The organism is Streptomyces sp. NPDC001717 (assembly GCF_042892775.1).
Lineage (GTDB): Bacteria > Actinomycetota > Actinomycetes > Streptomycetales > Streptomycetaceae > Streptomyces.
In genome coordinates this window covers 373,340-390,659 of record NZ_JBIAUK010000003.1, presented here as the reverse complement: position 1 = coordinate 390,659, position 17,320 = coordinate 373,340, and the positions used below count along the sequence as shown (strand labels likewise).

The following is a 17,320-nucleotide window of genomic DNA, read 5'->3' as shown; positions in this document are numbered from 1 at the left end:
CACGGGTGCGTCATCCCAGGTGGGCGGCGAGGAACCGTTCGACCGCGGTGTAGTAGGCCTGGCGGTTGGCGGGCCTGGCCAGGCCGTGCCCTTCGTCGGGGAACAGCAGGTACTCGTGCGCGAGCCCCTTCTCGGCGAGCGCCGCGACGATCTGCTCGGCCTCGGCCCGCGGTACCCGTATGTCGTTCGCGCCCTGGACCACCAGGACGGGGATGCGGATGTCGTCGACCCGTGACAGGGGCGAGCGCTCCCACAGCATGTCGCGCTCGGTCTCCGGATCACCGACGTGGGCGTGCATGAAGGCCTGCAGCGGAGTGCGCGTGGGCGCGCCGGCCGCCAGCATGGTCAGCAGGTTCGACGGACCGCACTGGGTTATGGCGCAGGTGAACACGTCGGGGGTGAAGGCCGCGCCGGCGAGCGCGGCGTAGCCGCCGTACGAGCAGCCCATGATCGCGACCCGGGCGGGGTCGATCCCGCCCTCCGCCACGAGGTGGTCGAGCGCGTCGAGCAGATCGGTCTGCATCGCGGCGCCCCACTGTTTGGCGCCCAGGTTGCGGAAGTGCTTGCCGTAGCCGGTCGAGCCGCGGAAGTTGACCTGGACGCAGGCGTATCCGCGGTTGGCCAGCAGCTGGGCCTCCTCGTCGAAGGCGAAGGTGTGCCGGGCCCAGGGTCCGCCGTGCACGTTCAGCACCGCGGGCAGGCCGCGGCGCTCGGCGCCGGGCGGCCAGGTCACGTAGCCGTGCACGGTGACCCCGTCGCGCGCGGTGAACTCGAAGGGCTCCATCCTGGACAGCCGGTACCCCTCCAGTTCCGGCTGGTGGCTGAAGAGCCGGCGCAGGTGTCCGGCCTCCCGGTCGTACACGTAGTAGAGGACGGGGCCGGCGCCGGTCACGACCGAGACGGTCCACAGCCGTCCGGAGCGGTCGGTGCGGTCGACGTAGATCTCGCCGTCGATGTCCAGCAGCGCGAGCTCGCCGCGGATCCGGCCGATGTCCTTGCCGAACTCCTCGTCGAGGAAGACCCGTTCGTCACGGTCCTTGGCGAACAGCACCGCCTGGGGCCTGCGGGTCAGCGGGTCCGTCTCGACCTGCTTGACGTCGTACACCGGGTCCTGCGCGAGCAGGGTCCGCTCCCCGGTCGCGACGTCGACCTCGAACAGACGGCAGGTGTTGGCCCCGATGGAGGACAGCAGAAGGCAGGTGGCGCCGTCGCGCGCGAATCCGATGACGCGGGTGCCCATGGCGTCCTCGTAGGGCACGTCGAGCCAGGGCGGTGCGGTACCGTCCGGCCCGTCCGGTGGGTCCAGGAAGACTGCCGTGCCGCCGTCGGGCCTCATCCTCGTGCCGCCGCGGACCTTGAGGTCGGTGTCGATGATCCAGCTCAGGTAGCCGGGGTTCTCCGCGATCTTGGTGAGCCCGCCCGTCACCAGGTCCAGGCCGTAGACGTCGTGCAGGCCGGGCCGGTCCTTGTTCAGCCCGATCAGCATGGTCGTCGGGTGCCACCGGTTGTGCGCCAGTACGCGTGCCTGCACCCCGTCGAACGGGGTCGCACAGCGCTCCTCGCCGGTCACGAGGTCGACGAGGTGCACCCGCCAACTCTCGTCGCCGTTCTCGTCGCGCAGGTAGAACAGGGTGCGGTCGTCGTGGCAGAGACCGTACGTGCGGATGCCGCGGCCCCGGTCGCGCGTGACGACCACCGCCTCCTCCGGCCGGTCCACCGGCGCCACCCATACGTTCAGCACGCCTTCGTCCGGCGCCAGGTAGAGGAGGCGGGTCCCGTCCGGGGAGATCTCGGGCACGAGGCGGGAGGGGTTGCCGAACAGGACGGAGTGCGGGATCAGGGGTACGGCTTCAGTCGTCACGGGTCTCTTCCCAGGTGGCTTGCCGGCTTGGGCGCTCCGAGAACCACCACTCGGAAAGCACGGGGAACTGCGCGACCGCCTCGTCGGTGTCGAGCGGCGGGTTCGGGTGGGTGGGCCGCTGCGGGTGGGAGGTCGGCTCCTCGGCGCCCTGTGCGGGGACCAGCGTCTGGGCGCGGAAGAGGCGGCTCATCAGCGCCGGACTGGTCAGCAGGGCCCGGGCCATCCTGGCCCGCATCTGCCGCCCGGCGGCGGACGCGGCAGGTGCGGTGGGGTCGGCAGGGGCGGGAGCAGCGGCAGGGGCGGAAGCAGCGGCAGGGCCGGCGGCAGCGGCGGCCCGCATGCGGTCCTGCTCGGTCGCCATCCGCCACGAGGTGTCCGCCACTTCCGCGACGGCGGCCTGGAGCGCGGGCAGCCCGGAGGGCTTCGCACCGTGCTCGGCCCATGCCCGGTCCAGCCTCAGGGCGCTGAGCAGCGCGATGGACATCCCGTGCGAGTGGACGGGGTTCACGGCCGTCAGCGCGTCGCCGACGACCAGGAAGCCCTCGGTCCGCGGCCGTCGTTCGTAGAAGCGTCTGCGGTTCGCGGTGGCGCGGAACGGCCGCACCCCGCCGAGGGGTTCGGCCGCCGCCAGCAGTTCCGCCACGACCGGGGAGCGCAGCGCGCGGACGCAGTCGGCGAACCCCCGCTCGTCGGTCGGCGGCGTCGCCTCGCGGGTGCCGGTCAGCGTGACGATCCAGCGGCCGTCCTCGATGGGGAACAGCGTCGCGCCGTGGGCCGGCCCGCCGCCCTCCGCACTCGGGTGCAGCATGACCGCCGGGATCCCGGCGGCGAGCCCGGCCGGCGCCCGGTAGATCCGGGTGGAGTAGGCGAGCCCCGGGTCGACCACCTCTTCCTCGACGCCGGGCCCGCCGATCGCGGCCAGCCACCGGTCCGCCCGCGAGCGCCGGCCCGTGGCGTCCACGACGATGTCGGCGTCGACGCGCTCGGCGGCGCCGCCCTCGCCCGCGACCACGACACCCGTCACGTGCGAGGCGTCTCCGACGAGCCCGAGGACCCGGGCGCCCTCGCGTACTTCGACCGCGCCGCCGGCCAGCACCCGCTGCCGGATGACGTGGTCCATGAGCCACCGGCTGCACGAGACCAGGTGGGCACCGGTCTCGTGCCGCCGGAACCAGCCGTCCGCGCTCAGGATCAGCGCGCCGTCCGGCAGCCCGCGCCGGTGCGCGCCCCGGTCCCGGAGCTCCTCCAGGGTTCCCGGGAGCAGGGTTCCCAGGGCCTCGGCGCCGGCCGTGACGAGCACGTGGCTGTGGTGCGCCTGCGGCACGCCCGTCCGTACCCCCGGGCCCCGCGGGTACCGGCCGCCTTCGATCACGGTGACCTCGTCGACGTGACGCGAGAGCACCTCGGCCGTCAGCACGCCCGCGAAGCCTCCGCCGAGGACGACCGCCTTGGTCATGTCCGCGCGACGGGCCGGTCCGTCTCCAGGATCAGTTCGGCCTCGACCATGGAGGTGATGAAGGCGTCGACCTCCGCGCGGATCCGGGCCGTCATGACGGCGTTGTTCCCGGCGAAGACGAGGGACAGCTTCTCGCCGACCTCTTCGCGGTCGCAGTCGTCCTCCACGAGCACCCAGATCTGTGCGGCGGTCGCGTTCAGCGTGCGGAACTCGCCGGACTCCGTGTGGTAGAGCGAGACCCCGTCCGCGGTCTCCTGCCAGATGACCGCGTCACTGATGTGCAGGGACATCGCCCAGCCTCCTGTTCACCGGCATGATGGGAATGAGTTCGCCGACCGTGATGGCGGGGCGGGGCGTGGGGACGTAGGTCTTCCACTGTTCGTGGACCGCGTGCACCTCGCCGGTGGAGACCAGGCGGGGGACCGTCATCTCGATGTCGTTGCGGGCCAGTTGTTCGCGGGTCACCCCGGTCTCCTGCCACAGTTGCGTGGTGACGCCGTGCCGCAGGATCCGGCACAGGTTGCGGCTGTTGCGCCGCAGGTCGCCGGATTCCGACATGTGCGCGGCCCGGCAGCCGCCGCCGCAGTTGGCCTTGATGTAGCACTTCTCGCAGTCCGCGTGGAACTCGCCGCCGAACACGGTGCTCCGGCGCATCGTGGTGAGGACCGGACTGTCGAAGATCTCGGAGAGCGGCTGCTTGCGGATGTTGCCCGCGTACTCGCCCTTGCCGGTGGTGAGCTTGCACGGGTAGACGTCGCCGAGGGAGTTGACGTAGATCTCGTTGCCGCCCATCCCGCAGTTGCCCTTGACCGAGCACGGGCTGACGGGCCGCGGCCCGTCCGGCCTGAACTTGCCGGCGACCGGCGAGGTCCAGACGAGCTGCTGCACCCTCAGGTGGTCGGCCCAGCCGAAGCCGTCGGCGTCGTCGGCGCCCCGGCCGAGGTCGTTGTGGTTCATCAGGCGGACGCTGTGGATCTCGATGCCGTCGAGGAAGGAGGCGAAGTCCTCCAGCTCGTCGACCTTGTCCGAGGTGACGATGTGGTTGATGGCCGGGGCCACGCCCTCGGCGTTGAGCAGCTCGATCGCCTTGCGGGTCCTGGCGAAGGAGCCCTTGCCGCGGGTGCGGTCGTGGGTCTCGGCCGTGCCGCCGTCGAGGCTGATCGTGACCACGTTGAACAGCTCGGCGAAGCGTTTCGCCGTCGCCTCGTCCCGGATCATCGTGGCGTTGGTGATGATGTTGGCCTTCATACCGCTGTTGTTGGCGTGCTCGACGACCTGGAAGAGGTCCTTGCGGAGCATCGGTTCGCCGCCCGTGAAGACGATGACCTGGGTGCCGAGCCCGGCGATCTGCGAGACCAGGTCCATCGATTCGGCGGTGTCGAGCTCACCCGGAAGGCACTTCTCGGACGAGGCGTAGCAGTACGGGCAGCGGAGGTTGCAGCCGTCGGTGATGGCGTAGTACGCGAAGCTCAGGGGCGGTTCACCGAGCTTGATCTGCGGCTTGTTGCCGTTGAAGTAGACGATCCAGTTCAGGATGAGTTTGGCGAGAGCGCGCTCCGTCTCGTCGTTCGGCTCCAGCGTCGCCTGCTCCCCGCGGGCCTGCGCGGCGGACAGGGCTTGGAGCACCCGGAATTCACGCCCGTTCAGGACGCACCGGGCGGCCGCCTCCGGGTTGACCACGAGGTGGTCGTCTTCGTTCACGAAGTAGGTCAGATCCGTCGGCACGTCGAAAAGCGCCAGGTTCCGGACCAGTTTCCCTCGCATCCCGCCTCCTCTCTGAACCGGCACAGGCGCGGCCCGACGCGAGTGGCCGTCGGGCCACGCCTGTGAACTGTCGGACTAGTTCTGCGCGTGACCGGAGCCGGACCAGACGCCGCAGGCACACAGCATCGCGGCGTCCCAGCCCTCCTTCGAGGACTCGGGCGAGGACCACTCCTGGGAGTGGGCCACCACGTCGGGCAGGATCGCCGCGAGGCGGTTCTTGGTCGAGATGAGGACGGTGGTCTCCTCCTGGGTCAGGCTGGAGTAGAACTCCTCGAGTGCGGGGGCCATCGTGCCGCCGATGACACCGGCGGAGCGGAGTGCCTCCAGGGAGTTGAAGCTCATGATTCCCACCCTTCGCTATGACGTTCGGTACGGGGACGCCACCGAGACTGCGCGTGGGAGTTCGGTGAAACAACCCCACGAATGTGGGTTGTGTCAGAGGCATGAACGAGGACATACGCGCGCGGGCGGCGCCGCTCCCGGCAGCGGGTTCCGGGGCCGGATTCGGACCTCCGGAACCGGCCACGCGAGGGTGTTGACGATCTCCATGCCGTGCCTCACGCTCATACCACAGCTGTTGTGAAGCTCATGTGAAGCGACCGTGGAAGTCGGCACGGAGATCACCGACACGCCCGGTCGGCGGGCCAGCGGTCCGTCGGACGACCCGAGAGGTGCGATGAACCCCACAGGCTTCGGCATCGTTCACGTATCGCTGCTGCCAGGCTTCGTCTGCCGCACGGATCAGGGGGTCGCGGACCTCAGCGACATCCAGCAGCGGCTCGTCGCGGCCCTGGTGCTCGGCGACCACCCGGTACGGCGCGGCGACCTGGCCGCGCGCCTGTGGCCCGACGCCCCGCCGGCCCGTGCGGCGGCCCGATTACGGCAGACCGTGTGGCGTCTCAATCAAGCCACTTCCGGGGCGCTCCTGCAGACCACGCACACCACCCTCTCCCTGGCCGAACAGGTGGAGGTGGACTACAGGACCGCCACACGACTGGTCGCGGCCATGTCGGGACCCGGCGGAGCCGAGGTCGACGAGGACCGGCAGCCCCAGCTGTGGGCCTCACTGCGCCACCCCCTGCTGTACGGATGGGACCACGACTGGCTCGTGCCGTTCCAGGAGAAGTGGAAGCTCCAGCGCGTCCAGGCGCTCGAGCGGCTCGCAGAGACGTTCCTTCAGCGCCGGCAGCACGCCACCGTGCTCGAACTCGCCGACGCCGCGGCCCAGGCCGACCCGCTGCGGGAGGGCCCCCGGCGCATCGCGGTCCAGTCGTGCCTGCGCGTCGGCGAAGTCGCCGACGCCCACCGGCGCTACCGCCACTACCGGGAGCTCCTCTTCTCCGAACTGGGCGTGGCCCCGAGCGGCGCGATCCCGCAGCTGCTGAAGCAGGACCGCGAACGCCAGCTCGCCCTGACCGCGGAGTACTGACCCGGGCGGCCCGCCGACCGGGCGGTGGCACCGATGGGAGCGCACCCTGGAGCCAGTGTCCCCGGGTTTGTGGTCGGATCGGCGTCGCGGGGTAGACGGGGATCCGACGACAGGCCCCGGGGACTCGTCACCCCTGTCCGCGAGTAGGGACGAGAGATGACCGATCAGGAACTGACCTGGCAAGGCGCCGCCGCACAGTGGGACCGGCAGCTGTTCGACCTGGTGGCCCGGCGGCACTGGCCGGGAGCCGACCGGGTGCTGCCGAGGCTCGGGCGGGCCGCGAACCACGGGGTGCTGTGGGGCGCGTCGGCCGCGGTCATCGCCGCGGTCGGCTCGCCCCGGGCCCGCAGGGCCGCGCTGCGCGGAGCCGCCTCGCTGGCGCTGGCCTCGGCGACCATCAACAGCATCGGCAAGTGGACGGTGCGCCGGCCGCGGCCGCTGCTGGAGGGGGTGCCGGCCGTGCGGCAGCTCGCGACGCAGCCCCGGACCACCTCGTTCCCGTCCGGGCACTCGGCGTCCGCGTTCGCGTTCACCGCCGGGCTGGCGCTGGAGTCCCCCGGCTGGGGAGCGGTGCTCGCCCCCGTCGCCGCGTCCGTCGCGTTCTCCCGGGTGTACACCGGGGTGCACTACCCCTCCGACGTGGTCGCCGGCGCGGCCCTGGGGGTCGCCGCGGGATTCGTCGTACGACGGCTCGCGCGCGACGCGGAGGGGGCCCGCATCGTTCCGGGCAACGAGCGGGCCGCCGCGGAGGCTCCCGCGCTGCCGGACGGGAGCGGGCTCACGGTGGTGGTCAACGCCGGGTCGGGGACCGCCGCCGATGCGGGGCTCGACGTGGTGCGCGCCCGGCTCCCCAAGGCCGAACTGGTCCACTGCGAGGGTACGGAGCTGGCCGGGGCGCTGGCGGAGGCGGCCTCCCGGGCCACCGTGCTCGGGGTGTGCGGCGGCGACGGAACCATCGGCGCGGCGGCCGCCGCCGCGCTGCGGGCGGGGATTCCGTTGGCGGTGTTCCCCGGCGGGACGTTCAACCACTTCGCCCAGGACTTCGGCCTCGCCGGTGCCGAGGACACCTGCCGCGCCCTGGCCGCCGGCGAGGCGGTGCGGGTGGGCCTGGGCCGTTTCACCCCGGGGCCGGGCGCCTCGCAGGGCGCGCCGGGGTACTTCGTCAACACCTTCAGCATCGGTTCCTACCCGACCCTGCTGAAGCACCGTCTGACGTGGGCGCCGCGCATCGGGAGCGTGCCCGCCGGGCTGCTGGCGGCCTGGCGGGTGCTGCGCGAGGAACACCCCGTACGGCTCCGGCTCGCCGGTCGGAGCCGGAGCGTGTGGCTGCTGTTCGCGGGCAACGGCACCTACCACGGCTCCGGTCCGGCCCCGCGCAGGCGTGACCGTCTGGACGAGGGCCTGCTCGACCTCCGGCTCGCCTACGGAGGCGGCCGTCCCGGGCCCCGGTTGCTCGCCGCGGCCCTGGCGGGCCCGCTGACCCGCTCCCCCGTCCACACGGCCACCCGGCTGCGCTCGCTGCGGATCACGGAGATCCCGGAGGGCACCGCGTTCGCCTACGACGGCGAGTACGCCGAGGCCCCCCGGGAGCTGGTGCTCGATTCCCTCCCGGACGCCCTGACCGTCTACCGCCCGCACGTGTGACCCGCGCCCACACGGACGAGCCGGCGGTGGACCGCCGGCTCGGCTCCGGGCATGGTGCGGCTGGTTGTGCGGCTAGTAGTAGTGGCGGCGGCCGCCCACCGCGTGTCCGACGGCACCGAGGACCCAGAGGATGAGCCCGATCACCACGAGGATGAGCCCGATGGTCCACAGGATCGAGATGCCGAGGAGCCAGCCGACGATCAGCAGGATGATTCCAAGGATGATCATGTTGTACTCCCGTCTCGCACAGCGCTCCTGCCCCGTTTCGGCGAGGGGATGCATGGCGGGCATCCACCATGTGGCGGGGGATGCGCCCCCGTCCGGGGGACACGCCCCGTAGGTCTCGCCGGCCGGCGGGCGCCCGGGGTCGACGATGACCGGCGGCCGCACTTCGGCTGCCGGTCGCCGGGGTCCGGACGCTTGGGAGATCACGTGCACATCCTGCTCGCCGCCAGTGCCTTCAACAGCCTCACGCAGCGTGTCCACGCCGAGCTGAGGGACCACGGCCACAGCGTCACGGTCGAGCTCGCCCTCCCCGGCTCCTCCCTGTCCGACGCCGTCCGCCGTCACCGGCCGGACCTCGTCGTGGCACCGATGCTGAAGACGGCCGTCCCCCGTGACGTCTGGTCCGCGCACACCTGCCTGATCGTCCATCCGGGCCCGGTGGGCGACCGCGGACCCTCCTCGCTCGACCGGGCCGTCACCGAGGACGCGGACCGGTGGGGCGTCACCGTCCTGCAGGCCGACGAGGAGATGGACGCCGGCGACGTCTGGGCGTCCGTCGGCTGCCCGCTCCCGCCCGTCGGCAAGAGCGACGCCTACCGCGGTGAGATCGCGGACGCCGCGCTGGCCGCCGTCCTGCTGGCCGTCGAGCGCTTCGCCTCCGGCACCCACGTCCCGCAGCCGCAGGAGACCGGACGGGCGCGGCCCTACCTGCGCCAGGAGGAGCGCCGGATCGACTGGGCCCGGGACACCACGGAGCAGGTGCTCCGCGCGCTGCGCGCCGCCGACTCGCAGCCGGGCGTCCTGGACGACCTGCTGGGCGGCCGGTGGTTCCTGCACGGCGGCCACCGGGAGGACGGGCTCCGCGGCCGGCCCGGGGAGCTGCTGGCGACCAGGGCGGGGGCCGTCTGCCGGGCCACGGTCGACGGCGCCGTCTGGATCCCCGAACTGCGGGCCCGGCGCTCGCCCACGGGGCCCGCTCCCGTCAAGCTGCCCGCCGTCCTCGCCCTCGGCGACGCCCTGCCCCCGCTGCCCGAGCTTCCCGCGCCCGCGGACGCCGGCCCGGAGGAGCGCACGTGGTCGCAGATCGGCTACCGGGAGCAGGGCGGGGCCGGGTTCCTGTCGTTCTCCTTCCCCGGCGGCGCGATGAGCACCGAGCAGTGCCGCCGCCTGCTGGCCGCCTACCGGGCGGCCTGTTCCCGCCCGACGTCCGTGCTCGTCCTCGGGGGCGGCCGGGGCTTCTTCTCGAACGGGATCCACCTGGGCGTGATCGAGGCGGCCGCCGATCCGGCCGCGGAGTCCTGGGCCAACATCACCGCCATGGACGACCTGGTGGAGGCCGTGCTGACGACCACCGACCGGCTCGTGGTGGCCGCGCTCGGCGGCAACGCGGCCGCCGGCGGGGCGATGCTCGCCCTGGCCGCCGACGAGGTCTGGTGCAGGACGGGTGTGGTGCTCAACCCGCACTACCGGCTGATGGGGCTGTACGGATCCGAGTACTGGACCTACACCCTGCCCCGCCGGGTCGGCGAAGCCGCCGCCGAGCGCCTGACCGCCGAGGCCCTGCCGCTGAGCGCCGATGCCGCCCTCCGGATGGGGCTGATCGATCGGACGGTCCCCTGCGGGCCGCAGGAGTTCACGGCGCAGACCTTCCGGCTCGCGGTCCGTCTGGCGGCCTCCCCGGCCACCCGGTCCGCCATCGCCGGGAAGAAGGCGCGGCGCGACCGGGACGAGGCCGTACGTCCCCTCGCCGCCCACCGGGAGGCGGAGCTGGCCCGGATGCGGGAGACGTTCTTCGACCCGGGAGCCCCGTACCACGCGCTGCGCCGCGCCTTCGCCCGCAAGGAGGCCCCGGACGGCACCCCGCCGCACCTGGCCCGTCCCGTGCCCGGACGCCACACGGCACTGCGGGCGGCGCGGGACGGGCGCGTCACTGGACCGGCCCTGCAAGACAGGGCACCGGACCCCGCGGACTGTTAGCAAGAAGGGTGGGCCCACCCGCACGAGCCACCCCCGGCCGCCCCCGGCCCGGGCCCCGACCATCCCCGCATCCGTCCCCAAGGAGCGCTCCTCATGGATGCAACAACCCCGAGCACGGTAGAGGACCCGCCGATCCACATCCTCTGGATCAACGCCGGACTGAGCTGCGACGGCGACTCGGTGTCCCTGACGGCGGCGATGCAGCCCAGCATCGAGGAGATCGTCACGGGCACGCTCCCGGGCCTTCCCAAGATCGCCGTGCACTGGCCGCTGATCGACTTCGAATGCGGCCCGGTGGGCGGCGCGGACACCTTCATCGAGTGGTTCTTCAAGGGCGAGCGCGGCGAGATCGACCCCTTCGTGCTGGTCGTCGAGGGGTCCATCCCCAACGAGAAGATCAAGCCCGAGGGCTACTGGTGCGGGTTCGGCGACGATCCGGAGACCGGCCAGCCCATCACCACCAGCGAGTGGATCGACCGGCTGGCACCCAAGGCCCTCGCCGTGGTGGCGATCGGCACGTGCGCCACCTACGGCGGCATCCACGCCATGGAGGGCAACCCCACGGGCGCCATGGGCGTGCCGGATTACCTCGGCTGGAACTGGAAGTCGAAGGCCGGCATCCCGATCGTGTGCGTGCCGGGCTGCCCGATCCAGCCGGACAACTTCTCGGAGACCCTCACCTACCTGCTCTACCAGGCGGCGGGCTCCGCTCCGATGATCCCGCTCGACGACAAGCTGCGCCCGACCTGGCTGTTCGGCAACACCGTGCACGAGGGGTGCGACCGCGCCGGCTACTACGAGCAGGGCGAGTTCGCCCACACCTACGACTCGCCCAAGTGCCTGGTCAAGCTGGGCTGCTGGGGCCCCGTCGTCAAGTGCAACGTCCCCAAGCGCGGCTGGATGAACGGCATCGGCGGCTGTCCCAACGTCGGCGGCATCTGCATCGCCTGCACGATGCCCGGCTTCCCCGACAAGTTCATGCCGTTCATGGACGAACCCCCCGGCGCCAAGGTGTCCAGCGCGGCCAGCGGCGCGTACGGGGCGGTCATCCGCAGGCTCCGCTCGATCACGGCGCACACCGTGGACCAGGAGCCGAAGTGGCGCCGCACCGGCCGGAAGCTGACGACGGGCTACCGCCCGCCCTGGTGACCGACCCGGACGTCCTCATCATCCCGCCCACGAACTCCGCGCAGCACAGCAGCAAGAAGGGTCACGGCAGACAAGATGGCACCGAAGACGAACGCCGGCGGCGACGGCAGCGGCCTGGTGGAGATGGCCTGGGATCCGATCACCCGGATCGTGGGCAGTCTCGGCATCCACACGAAGATCGACTTCAAGCAGAAGCGGGTCGCGGAGTGCTACAGCACCTCCTCCGTCTTCCGCGGCTACAGCGTCTTCATGCGCGGCAAGGACCCCCGCGACGCGCACTTCATCACCAGCCGCATCTGCGGCATCTGCGGTGACAACCACGCCACCTGCTCCGTGTACGCGCAGAACATGGCCTACGGGGTGAAGCCTCCCCACCTCGCCGAGTGGATCATCAACCTCGGCGAGGCGGCGGAGTACATGTTCGACCACAACATCTTCCAGGAGAACCTGGTCGGGGTCGACTACTGCGAGAAGATGGTCCGCGAGACCAACCCGGGCGTCCTCGAACTGGCCGAGCGCACCGAGGCCCCGCACGCCGGCGAGCACGGCTACCGCACCATCGCCGACATCATGCGCTCCCTCAACCCCATCGAGGGCGAGTTCTACCGCGAGGCGCTCCAGGTCAGCCGCTACACGCGGGAGATGTTCTGCCTGATGGAGGGCCGCCACGTGCACCCCTCCACCCTCTACGCGGGCGGCGTCGGCACCATCGCCTCGGTCCAGCTCTTCACGGACTACACGAGCCGTCTCATGCGGTACGTGGAGTTCATGAAGCGGGTCGTCCCGCTGCACGACGACCTCTTCGACTTCTTCTACGAGGCGCTGCCCGGCTACGAGGAGGTCGGCCGGCGGCGCGTGCTGCTCGGGTGCTGGGGCGCGCTCAACGACCCCGAGTACTGCGACTTCACGTACGCCAACATGAGCAGCTGGGGACGGAAGATGTTCGTCACCCCCGGTGTCGTCGTGGACGGCAAGCTGGTCACCAACGACCTCACCGACATCAACCTCGGCATCCGCATCCTGCTGGGCAGCTCCTACTACGACGACTGGGAGGGCCAGGAGAAGTTCGTCACCCACGACCCGCTCGGCAACCCGGTCGACGCCCGCCACCCGTGGAACCAGCACACCATCCCCGCCCCGCAGAAGCGGAACTTCGACGACAAGTACAGCTGGGTGATGTCGCCGCGCTGGTTCGACGGCAAGGACCACCTCGCGCTCGACACCGGCGGCGGCCCCATCGCCCGCCTGTGGTCGACCGCCCTGTCCGGGCTCGTGGACATCGGCTACGTCAAGGCCACCGGGCACAGCGTGGTCATCAACCTGCCGCGCACCATGACCAAGCCGGAGACCACCTTCGAGTGGAAGATCCCGAAGTGGAGCAACGCGCTGGAGCGCAACCGCGCCCGCACGTACTTCCAGGCGTACGCGGCCGCCGTCGCGCTGCACTGCGCCGAGAAGGGGCTGGCGGAGGTCCGCGCCGGACGCACCCAGACCTGGGAGAAGTTCGAGGTGCCGAGCGAGTCGATCGGCGTCGGCTTCACCGAGGCCGTGCGGGGCGTCCTGTCGCACCACATGGTGATCCGGGACGGCAAGATCGCCAACTACCACCCGTACCCGCCGACCCCGTGGAACGCCAGCACGCGTGACACCTTCGGCACCCCCGGACCGTACGAGGACGCCGTCCAGAACACGCCGATCTTCGAGGAGAACTCCCCGGAGAACTTCAAGGGCATCGACATCATGCGCGCCGTGCGCAGCTTCGACCCCTGTCTGCCCTGCGGCGTCCACATGTACGTGGGCGGCGGCAAGACGGTGAAGTCGATGCACGTGCCCACCGGCCTGAGCGGACTGGGCGGATGAGCGCGGCGACGGCGGGAGCCCGGGAGACGGGCCTGCGGGTCGAGGAGGTCCTCGACCGGCTGGCCGCCTCCGGCGACCGGGAGGCCGCCGCGGCGGCCGAGGAACTGGTGCGCGTGCTCATGGATTTCTACGGGTCCGGGCTGGCCCGGATCGTGGGGCGCCTGGACGAGGACCCGGGCGGCACCGCCGCCCTGGCCGGGCTGCTCGGCGACGAACTCGTCGCCGGCCTGCTGACCCTGCACGACCTGCACCCCGAGGACGTGCCCACCCGGATCGCCCGCGCCCTGGACGCCGTACGGGAACCGGTGGAGCAGGCCGGCTTCGACGAGGACACGGGCCTCCTGCGGCTGCGGTCCACCGCCACGGGCGGGGGCTGCGGCTGCGGTGACACGGCCGACGCGGTGCGGCAGCGGATCGAGGACGCCCTGGCCGCCTTCGCGCCCGAGGTGACCACGGTGGAGCTGGAGCCCGCCGCCCCGCAGCCCGCCCTGCTGCAGATCGGCACCCGCCCGCAGACCCCGGTGCGCGTTCCGTGAGCCCGGTCCACGCTCAGGCCGCACCCGCGCGCGGCCTGCGGCGCTTCACCGCACCCCGGGCGCCGCGGCCGGAGACCTGCGAACTGTGCGGGGTGGCGGTGGCCGAGGACGCCCACCGCCACCTGGTGCAGACCGAACAGCGGTCCCTGCTCTGCGCCTGCACGGCCTGCGCCCTGCTGTTCGACCGGCCGGGTACCGCCACCGGCCGGTACCGGGCCGTTCCGGACCGCTATCTGGCCGACCCCGACCACCCGTTGGACGAGGGTGCGTGGGAGGTCCTGCAGATCCCGGTCGGCGTCGCGTTCTTCTTCCGCAACGCCGCCCTCGACCGGCTCGTCGCCCTCTACCCGAGCCCGGCCGGGGCCACCGAGAGCGAACTGGACCCGGAGACCTGGCAGCGCGTCCTGGGCGCCGGCCGGCTGGCCGGACTCCTCGAACCCGACGTGGAGGCCCTGCTGCTGCGCCGCTCGGAGGGCCGGACCGAGTGCTACCTGGTGCCGATCGACGTCTGCTACGAGCTGGTGGGACGGATGAGGCTGCTGTGGCAGGGCTTCGACGGCGGGGCCGAGGCCCGGGCCGCGCTGGCCGCGTTCTTCGCACAGGTCGGACTCCGGGCCAAGGTCCCGGCCGAGGCGAGGGAGGGGCGGCCGTGACCGACTTCGCCTTCACCTGCACCGGGGTCCGCGCCGACCCGTACGCGGCCGGCCCCACCCTGGTGTTCCGGCTGCGCATCACGGCCTCTCCCGAGACCCGTGTCCACGCCCTGGCGCTGCGCTGCCAGCTGCGCATCGAACCGGCGCGGCGCGACTACGGACCGGGCGAGGCCGCCGCGCTGCACGATCTGTTCGGCGAGCGCTCCCGGTGGGGCAGCTCGCTCCAGCCCGTCCAGTTCGCGCAGGTCGCGGTCATGGTCCCGAGCTTCACCGGGCAGACCGAGACCGAGGTGGCCGTGCCGTGCACGTACGACATGGACATCGCGGCCACCCGCTACTTCGACGCCCTGGAGGACGGCGAGGCCCCCTTGCTGATGCTGTTCTCGGGTACGGCGTTCACCGGTTCCGGCGGCTTCCACGTCGAGCCCGTGCCCTGGGACCGCGAGGCCTCCTGCCGGATGCCCGTGGCCGTGTGGCGGGAGATGGTCGAGCAGCACTTCCCCGGCTGCGGCTGGCTGCGGCTGCCCCGCGACACCATGGCGGACCTGCTCGCCTTCCGCTCGCGCCACGCGCTGTCCTCCTGGGAGGCGACCGTACGGGCGCTGCTGGACTCGGCGGCCGACGCGCGGCCGCCCGGGGATACGCCACCGGATCCCGCCCCCGTCGTGCCGGACCCGGTCCGGAGCGGCGGGGTACTGCACCGCGTCATCGGGAGGTCCGCGCCGTGACCACCACGTCCCTGCCCGAATCCCGCTTCGACGTCGCCCGGCAGGTCGCCGACGCGGTCCTGTTCGAGGGGTACGTGCTGTACCCGTACCGGGCCTCGGCGGCCAAGAACCGGCTGCGCTGGCAGTTCGGGGTGCTGGTCCCGCCCTCGTGGGGTCCGGCGCACGACGAGCACTCGTTCCAGCGCACCGAGCTGATCATGGAGCCCCGCGGGGCGGCGACCCTCTCCGTCGAGCTGCGCTTCCTGCACGCGCAGCGGCGCACGGTCGAAGAGGCCCTCGGGGACGGTTCGTTCGCGGCCGTGCCCGAGCTGCACCTGCCCGACCGGGTCCTGGTCCCCTGGGACGAGGGCACCGAGGAGCGCGTCGAGATGACGGTCTCCGTGGACGAGTTGACGGCGGGCGAGGTCACCCTCGGCTTCGCCCGACCCGCCCGCACGCAGACCGAGCCGGTCCTCGACGCCGACGGCCGCGAACGCGGCCGCCTGGTCCGGCGGACCGAACCGGTCGACGGGGTGGTGCGGCTGCGCGCCGAGGAACTCAACGGGCCCTACCGGGCGTTGAAGCTCACCGCCGTGGTGGAGAACACCAGCTCCTGGACTCCGGAGGCCGGCGCCGACCGCGACTGCGCCCTGCCCCGCTCGCTCGTGGCGTCCCACCTGCTGCTGGGGCTGAGCGCCGGTTCCTTCCTGTCGATGACCGACCCGCCCGAGTGGGCCAAGGCGGCCGTCGCGGCCTGCGGGAACCGGCACACCTGGCCGGTGCTCGCCGGGGAGCCCGGCCGCGCCGACGTGGTCCTCTCCTCCCCGATCATCCTGGAGGACCATCCCGCGATCGCCCCCGAGAGCGCCGGGGCCATGTACGACGCCACGGAGATCGACGAGATCCTCGCCCTGCGGACCGCCGCCCTGACCGAGCAGGAGAAGCGCGAGGCACGCGGTACGGACGCCCGCGCGGCCGCCGTGATCGACCTGGCCGACAACATGCCCGCCGAGGTACTGGAGCGCCTGCACGGCGCGGTCCGGGCGCTGCGGGAGATCACCGGTCCGCGGTCGTCCGGGCCCGACCTCGTCCCCGAACCCTTCGAGGACGACGCCGTGTTCAGGCCGGACACCCCCTGGTGGGATCCGGAGCACTCCGACGCCGCGGGCCCGGCCCCCGACCGGATCCTGGTCGACGGGACGTCGGTGGGGCCGGGCAGCCGCGTGGTCCTGCGCCCCGGCCTGCGGCGCACCGACGCCCAGGACCTGTTCCTCCAGGGCCGGGCCGCCCTGGTCGAGGCCGTCCTGCACGACGTCGACGGGGGCGTGCACCTCGCGGTCACCGTCGAGGGCGATCCGGGCGCCGACATCCGCCGGGAGCAGGGCCGGTTCCTGTACTTCCAGCCCGACGAGGTCTCCCCCCTGGAGGACGCGTGAGCGCCCGGATCCTGGTGGCGGGCATCGGCAACGTCTTCCTCGGCGACGACGGCTTCGGCGTCGAGACCGTGCGGCGGCTGTCCGTGCCCGGGAGCCGGCTCCCGGAGCACGTGGAGGTGGTGGACATCGGCGTGCGCGGTGTCCACCTGGCCTACCAGCTCCTGGACGGCTACGACACGCTGGTCCTGGTGGACGCCACCTCCCGTGGCGGCGCCCCCGGGACGCTGTACCTGATCGAGGCCCCGGAACCCGGCTCGATCACCCCCGGCGCCCCGGCGCTCGACGGGCACCAGATGTCGCCCGACGCGGTGCTGGCCCTGCTCGACACCCTGTGCGCGGGCACCGGCGGCACCCGGCCGCGGCGCATCCTGGTCGTCGGCTGCGAACCCTCCAGCCTGGAGGAGGGGATGGGCCTGAGCGACCCGGTGGCCGCCGCCGTGCCGGAGGCCGTACGGATGGTGCTGGACCTGCTGGAGGACGACCGCGATGCCGTCGCCAACTGAGGAGAACCCCATGAAGAAGGTCATCGTCTTCGGCGTGGCCGCGGCCCTTGCCGCGGTGCTCGTCTCGGTCCTGCCCGACCTCAAGCGGTACATCGACATCAGCCGGATGTGATCCCGCCG

General features: G+C 72.3%; 17 protein-coding genes. 11 read left to right on the top strand and 6 right to left on the bottom strand.

Translation table 11 applies throughout. The features are described from left to right. Positions 1 to 10: 10 nt before the first annotated feature. From ACFYZL_RS09135 to ACFYZL_RS09115, 5 genes are all read right to left on the bottom strand, one after another. Positions 11 to 1,861 carry a S9 family peptidase gene (locus ACFYZL_RS09135; RefSeq protein WP_384744348.1) on the bottom strand — a complete coding sequence of 617 codons (1,851 nt, stop codon included), beginning with the start codon at positions 1,859 to 1,861 and terminating at the stop codon, positions 11 to 13. Continuing rightward, complete coding sequence (locus ACFYZL_RS09130; protein ID WP_388677413.1) at positions 1,851 to 3,317, bottom strand: NAD(P)/FAD-dependent oxidoreductase; 1,467 nt, start codon at positions 3,315 to 3,317, stop codon at positions 1,851 to 1,853. The genes ACFYZL_RS09135 and ACFYZL_RS09130 overlap by 11 nt, the downstream gene beginning before the upstream one ends. Then, positions 3,314 to 3,607, bottom strand: coding sequence for a PqqD family protein (locus ACFYZL_RS09125; protein ID WP_388677410.1), 294 nt, complete (start codon positions 3,605 to 3,607; stop codon positions 3,314 to 3,316). The genes ACFYZL_RS09130 and ACFYZL_RS09125 overlap by 4 nt, the downstream gene beginning before the upstream one ends. Then, positions 3,588 to 5,081 carry a StsB family radical SAM/SPASM domain sactipeptide maturase gene (gene stsB, locus ACFYZL_RS09120; protein WP_388677407.1) on the bottom strand — a complete coding sequence of 498 codons (1,494 nt, stop codon included), beginning with the start codon at positions 5,079 to 5,081 and terminating at the stop codon, positions 3,588 to 3,590. Before stsB ends, ACFYZL_RS09125 begins: the two co-directional genes overlap by 20 nt. 75 nt (positions 5,082 to 5,156) lie before the next feature. Next, positions 5,157 to 5,423: a StsA-related sactipeptide RiPP gene (locus ACFYZL_RS09115; RefSeq protein WP_384744342.1), complete on the bottom strand. Its 267-nt coding sequence runs from the start codon at positions 5,421 to 5,423 to the stop codon at positions 5,157 to 5,159. A 334-nt stretch (positions 5,424 to 5,757) separates the two neighbouring features. On the opposite strand from ACFYZL_RS09115, the gene ACFYZL_RS09110 reads away from it, so the two are divergent. Together ACFYZL_RS09110 and ACFYZL_RS09105 are read left to right on the top strand one after the other, a co-directional pair. Beyond that, positions 5,758 to 6,510 (top strand): BTAD domain-containing putative transcriptional regulator, encoded by a 753-nt coding sequence (locus ACFYZL_RS09110; RefSeq protein WP_384744340.1) that lies wholly within the window; start codon positions 5,758 to 5,760, stop codon positions 6,508 to 6,510. A 156-nt stretch (positions 6,511 to 6,666) separates the two neighbouring features. Then, positions 6,667 to 8,154, top strand: a complete 1,488-nt coding sequence (locus tag ACFYZL_RS09105; RefSeq protein WP_388677404.1) for a bifunctional phosphatase PAP2/diacylglycerol kinase family protein — start codon at positions 6,667 to 6,669, stop codon at positions 8,152 to 8,154. A 72-nt stretch (positions 8,155 to 8,226) separates the two neighbouring features. Here ACFYZL_RS09105 and ACFYZL_RS09100 read toward each other — a convergent pair whose 3' ends face one another. Continuing rightward, a complete protein-coding gene (locus tag ACFYZL_RS09100) occupies positions 8,227 to 8,382 on the bottom strand; it encodes a DUF6131 family protein (RefSeq protein ID WP_376656129.1) in 156 nt (51 codons plus the stop codon). A gap of 204 nt (positions 8,383 to 8,586) precedes the next feature. Here ACFYZL_RS09100 and ACFYZL_RS09095 point away from each other — a divergent pair, with 204 nt between their 5' ends. From ACFYZL_RS09095 to ACFYZL_RS09055, 9 genes are all read left to right on the top strand, one after another. Beyond that, positions 8,587 to 10,356: a hydrogenase maturation protein gene (locus ACFYZL_RS09095; protein ID WP_388677400.1), complete on the top strand. Its 1,770-nt coding sequence runs from the start codon at positions 8,587 to 8,589 to the stop codon at positions 10,354 to 10,356. Between the two features lie 93 nt (positions 10,357 to 10,449). Further along, entirely contained in the window at positions 10,450 to 11,505 is a 1,056-nt protein-coding gene (locus tag ACFYZL_RS09090) for a hydrogenase expression protein HypE (protein ID WP_384744336.1), read from the top strand. Between the two features lie 75 nt (positions 11,506 to 11,580). After that, positions 11,581 to 13,365: a nickel-dependent hydrogenase large subunit gene (locus ACFYZL_RS09085; protein WP_384744334.1), complete on the top strand. Its 1,785-nt coding sequence runs from the start codon at positions 11,581 to 11,583 to the stop codon at positions 13,363 to 13,365. Beyond that, a complete protein-coding gene (locus ACFYZL_RS09080) occupies positions 13,362 to 13,901 on the top strand; it encodes a hypothetical protein (RefSeq protein ID WP_384744333.1) in 540 nt (179 codons plus the stop codon). Before ACFYZL_RS09085 ends, ACFYZL_RS09080 begins: the two co-directional genes overlap by 4 nt. Further along, positions 13,898 to 14,554, top strand: a complete 657-nt coding sequence (locus ACFYZL_RS09075; protein WP_388677395.1) for a DUF5947 family protein — start codon at positions 13,898 to 13,900, stop codon at positions 14,552 to 14,554. Before ACFYZL_RS09080 ends, ACFYZL_RS09075 begins: the two co-directional genes overlap by 4 nt. Then, complete coding sequence (locus ACFYZL_RS09070; RefSeq protein ID WP_388677392.1) at positions 14,551 to 15,282, top strand: DUF6084 family protein; 732 nt, start codon at positions 14,551 to 14,553, stop codon at positions 15,280 to 15,282. Before ACFYZL_RS09075 ends, ACFYZL_RS09070 begins: the two co-directional genes overlap by 4 nt. After that, positions 15,279 to 16,697 carry a hypothetical protein gene (locus tag ACFYZL_RS09065; RefSeq protein ID WP_388677389.1) on the top strand — a complete coding sequence of 473 codons (1,419 nt, stop codon included), beginning with the start codon at positions 15,279 to 15,281 and terminating at the stop codon, positions 16,695 to 16,697. The genes ACFYZL_RS09070 and ACFYZL_RS09065 overlap by 4 nt, the downstream gene beginning before the upstream one ends. Continuing rightward, complete coding sequence (locus tag ACFYZL_RS09060) at positions 16,694 to 17,200, top strand: hydrogenase maturation protease (protein ID WP_384744328.1); 507 nt, start codon at positions 16,694 to 16,696, stop codon at positions 17,198 to 17,200. Before ACFYZL_RS09065 ends, ACFYZL_RS09060 begins: the two co-directional genes overlap by 4 nt. A gap of 10 nt (positions 17,201 to 17,210) precedes the next feature. Continuing rightward, on the top strand, positions 17,211 to 17,312 hold the full coding sequence (locus tag ACFYZL_RS09055) for a DUF6893 family small protein (protein ID WP_384726882.1): 102 nt from the start codon (positions 17,211 to 17,213) through the stop codon (positions 17,310 to 17,312). Positions 17,313 to 17,320: the final 8 nt, after the last annotated feature.

Bases quoted from the DNA above. Each gene is read 5' to 3' on its own strand.
- ACFYZL_RS09125 (WP_388677410.1), bottom strand. From the start codon at position 3,607: ATGTCCCTGCACATCAGTGACGCGGTCATCTGGCAGGAGACCGCGGAC.
- ACFYZL_RS09055 (WP_384726882.1), top strand. From the start codon at position 17,211: ATGAAGAAGGTCATCGTCTTCGGCGTGGCCGCGGCCCTTGCCGCGGTG.
- ACFYZL_RS09105 (WP_388677404.1), top strand. From the start codon at position 6,667: ATGACCGATCAGGAACTGACCTGGCAAGGCGCCGCCGCACAGTGGGAC.
- ACFYZL_RS09115 (WP_384744342.1), bottom strand. From the start codon at position 5,423: ATGAGCTTCAACTCCCTGGAGGCACTCCGCTCCGCCGGTGTCATCGGC.
- ACFYZL_RS09080 (WP_384744333.1), top strand. From the start codon at position 13,362: ATGAGCGCGGCGACGGCGGGAGCCCGGGAGACGGGCCTGCGGGTCGAG.
- ACFYZL_RS09100 (WP_376656129.1), bottom strand. From the start codon at position 8,382: ATGATCATCCTTGGAATCATCCTGCTGATCGTCGGCTGGCTCCTCGGC.
- ACFYZL_RS09085 (WP_384744334.1), top strand. From the start codon at position 11,581: ATGGCACCGAAGACGAACGCCGGCGGCGACGGCAGCGGCCTGGTGGAG.
- ACFYZL_RS09110 (WP_384744340.1), top strand. From the start codon at position 5,758: ATGAACCCCACAGGCTTCGGCATCGTTCACGTATCGCTGCTGCCAGGC.
- ACFYZL_RS09090 (WP_384744336.1), top strand. From the start codon at position 10,450: ATGGATGCAACAACCCCGAGCACGGTAGAGGACCCGCCGATCCACATC.
- ACFYZL_RS09130 (WP_388677413.1), bottom strand. From the start codon at position 3,317: ATGACCAAGGCGGTCGTCCTCGGCGGAGGCTTCGCGGGCGTGCTGACG.
- stsB (WP_388677407.1), bottom strand. From the start codon at position 5,081: ATGCGAGGGAAACTGGTCCGGAACCTGGCGCTTTTCGACGTGCCGACG.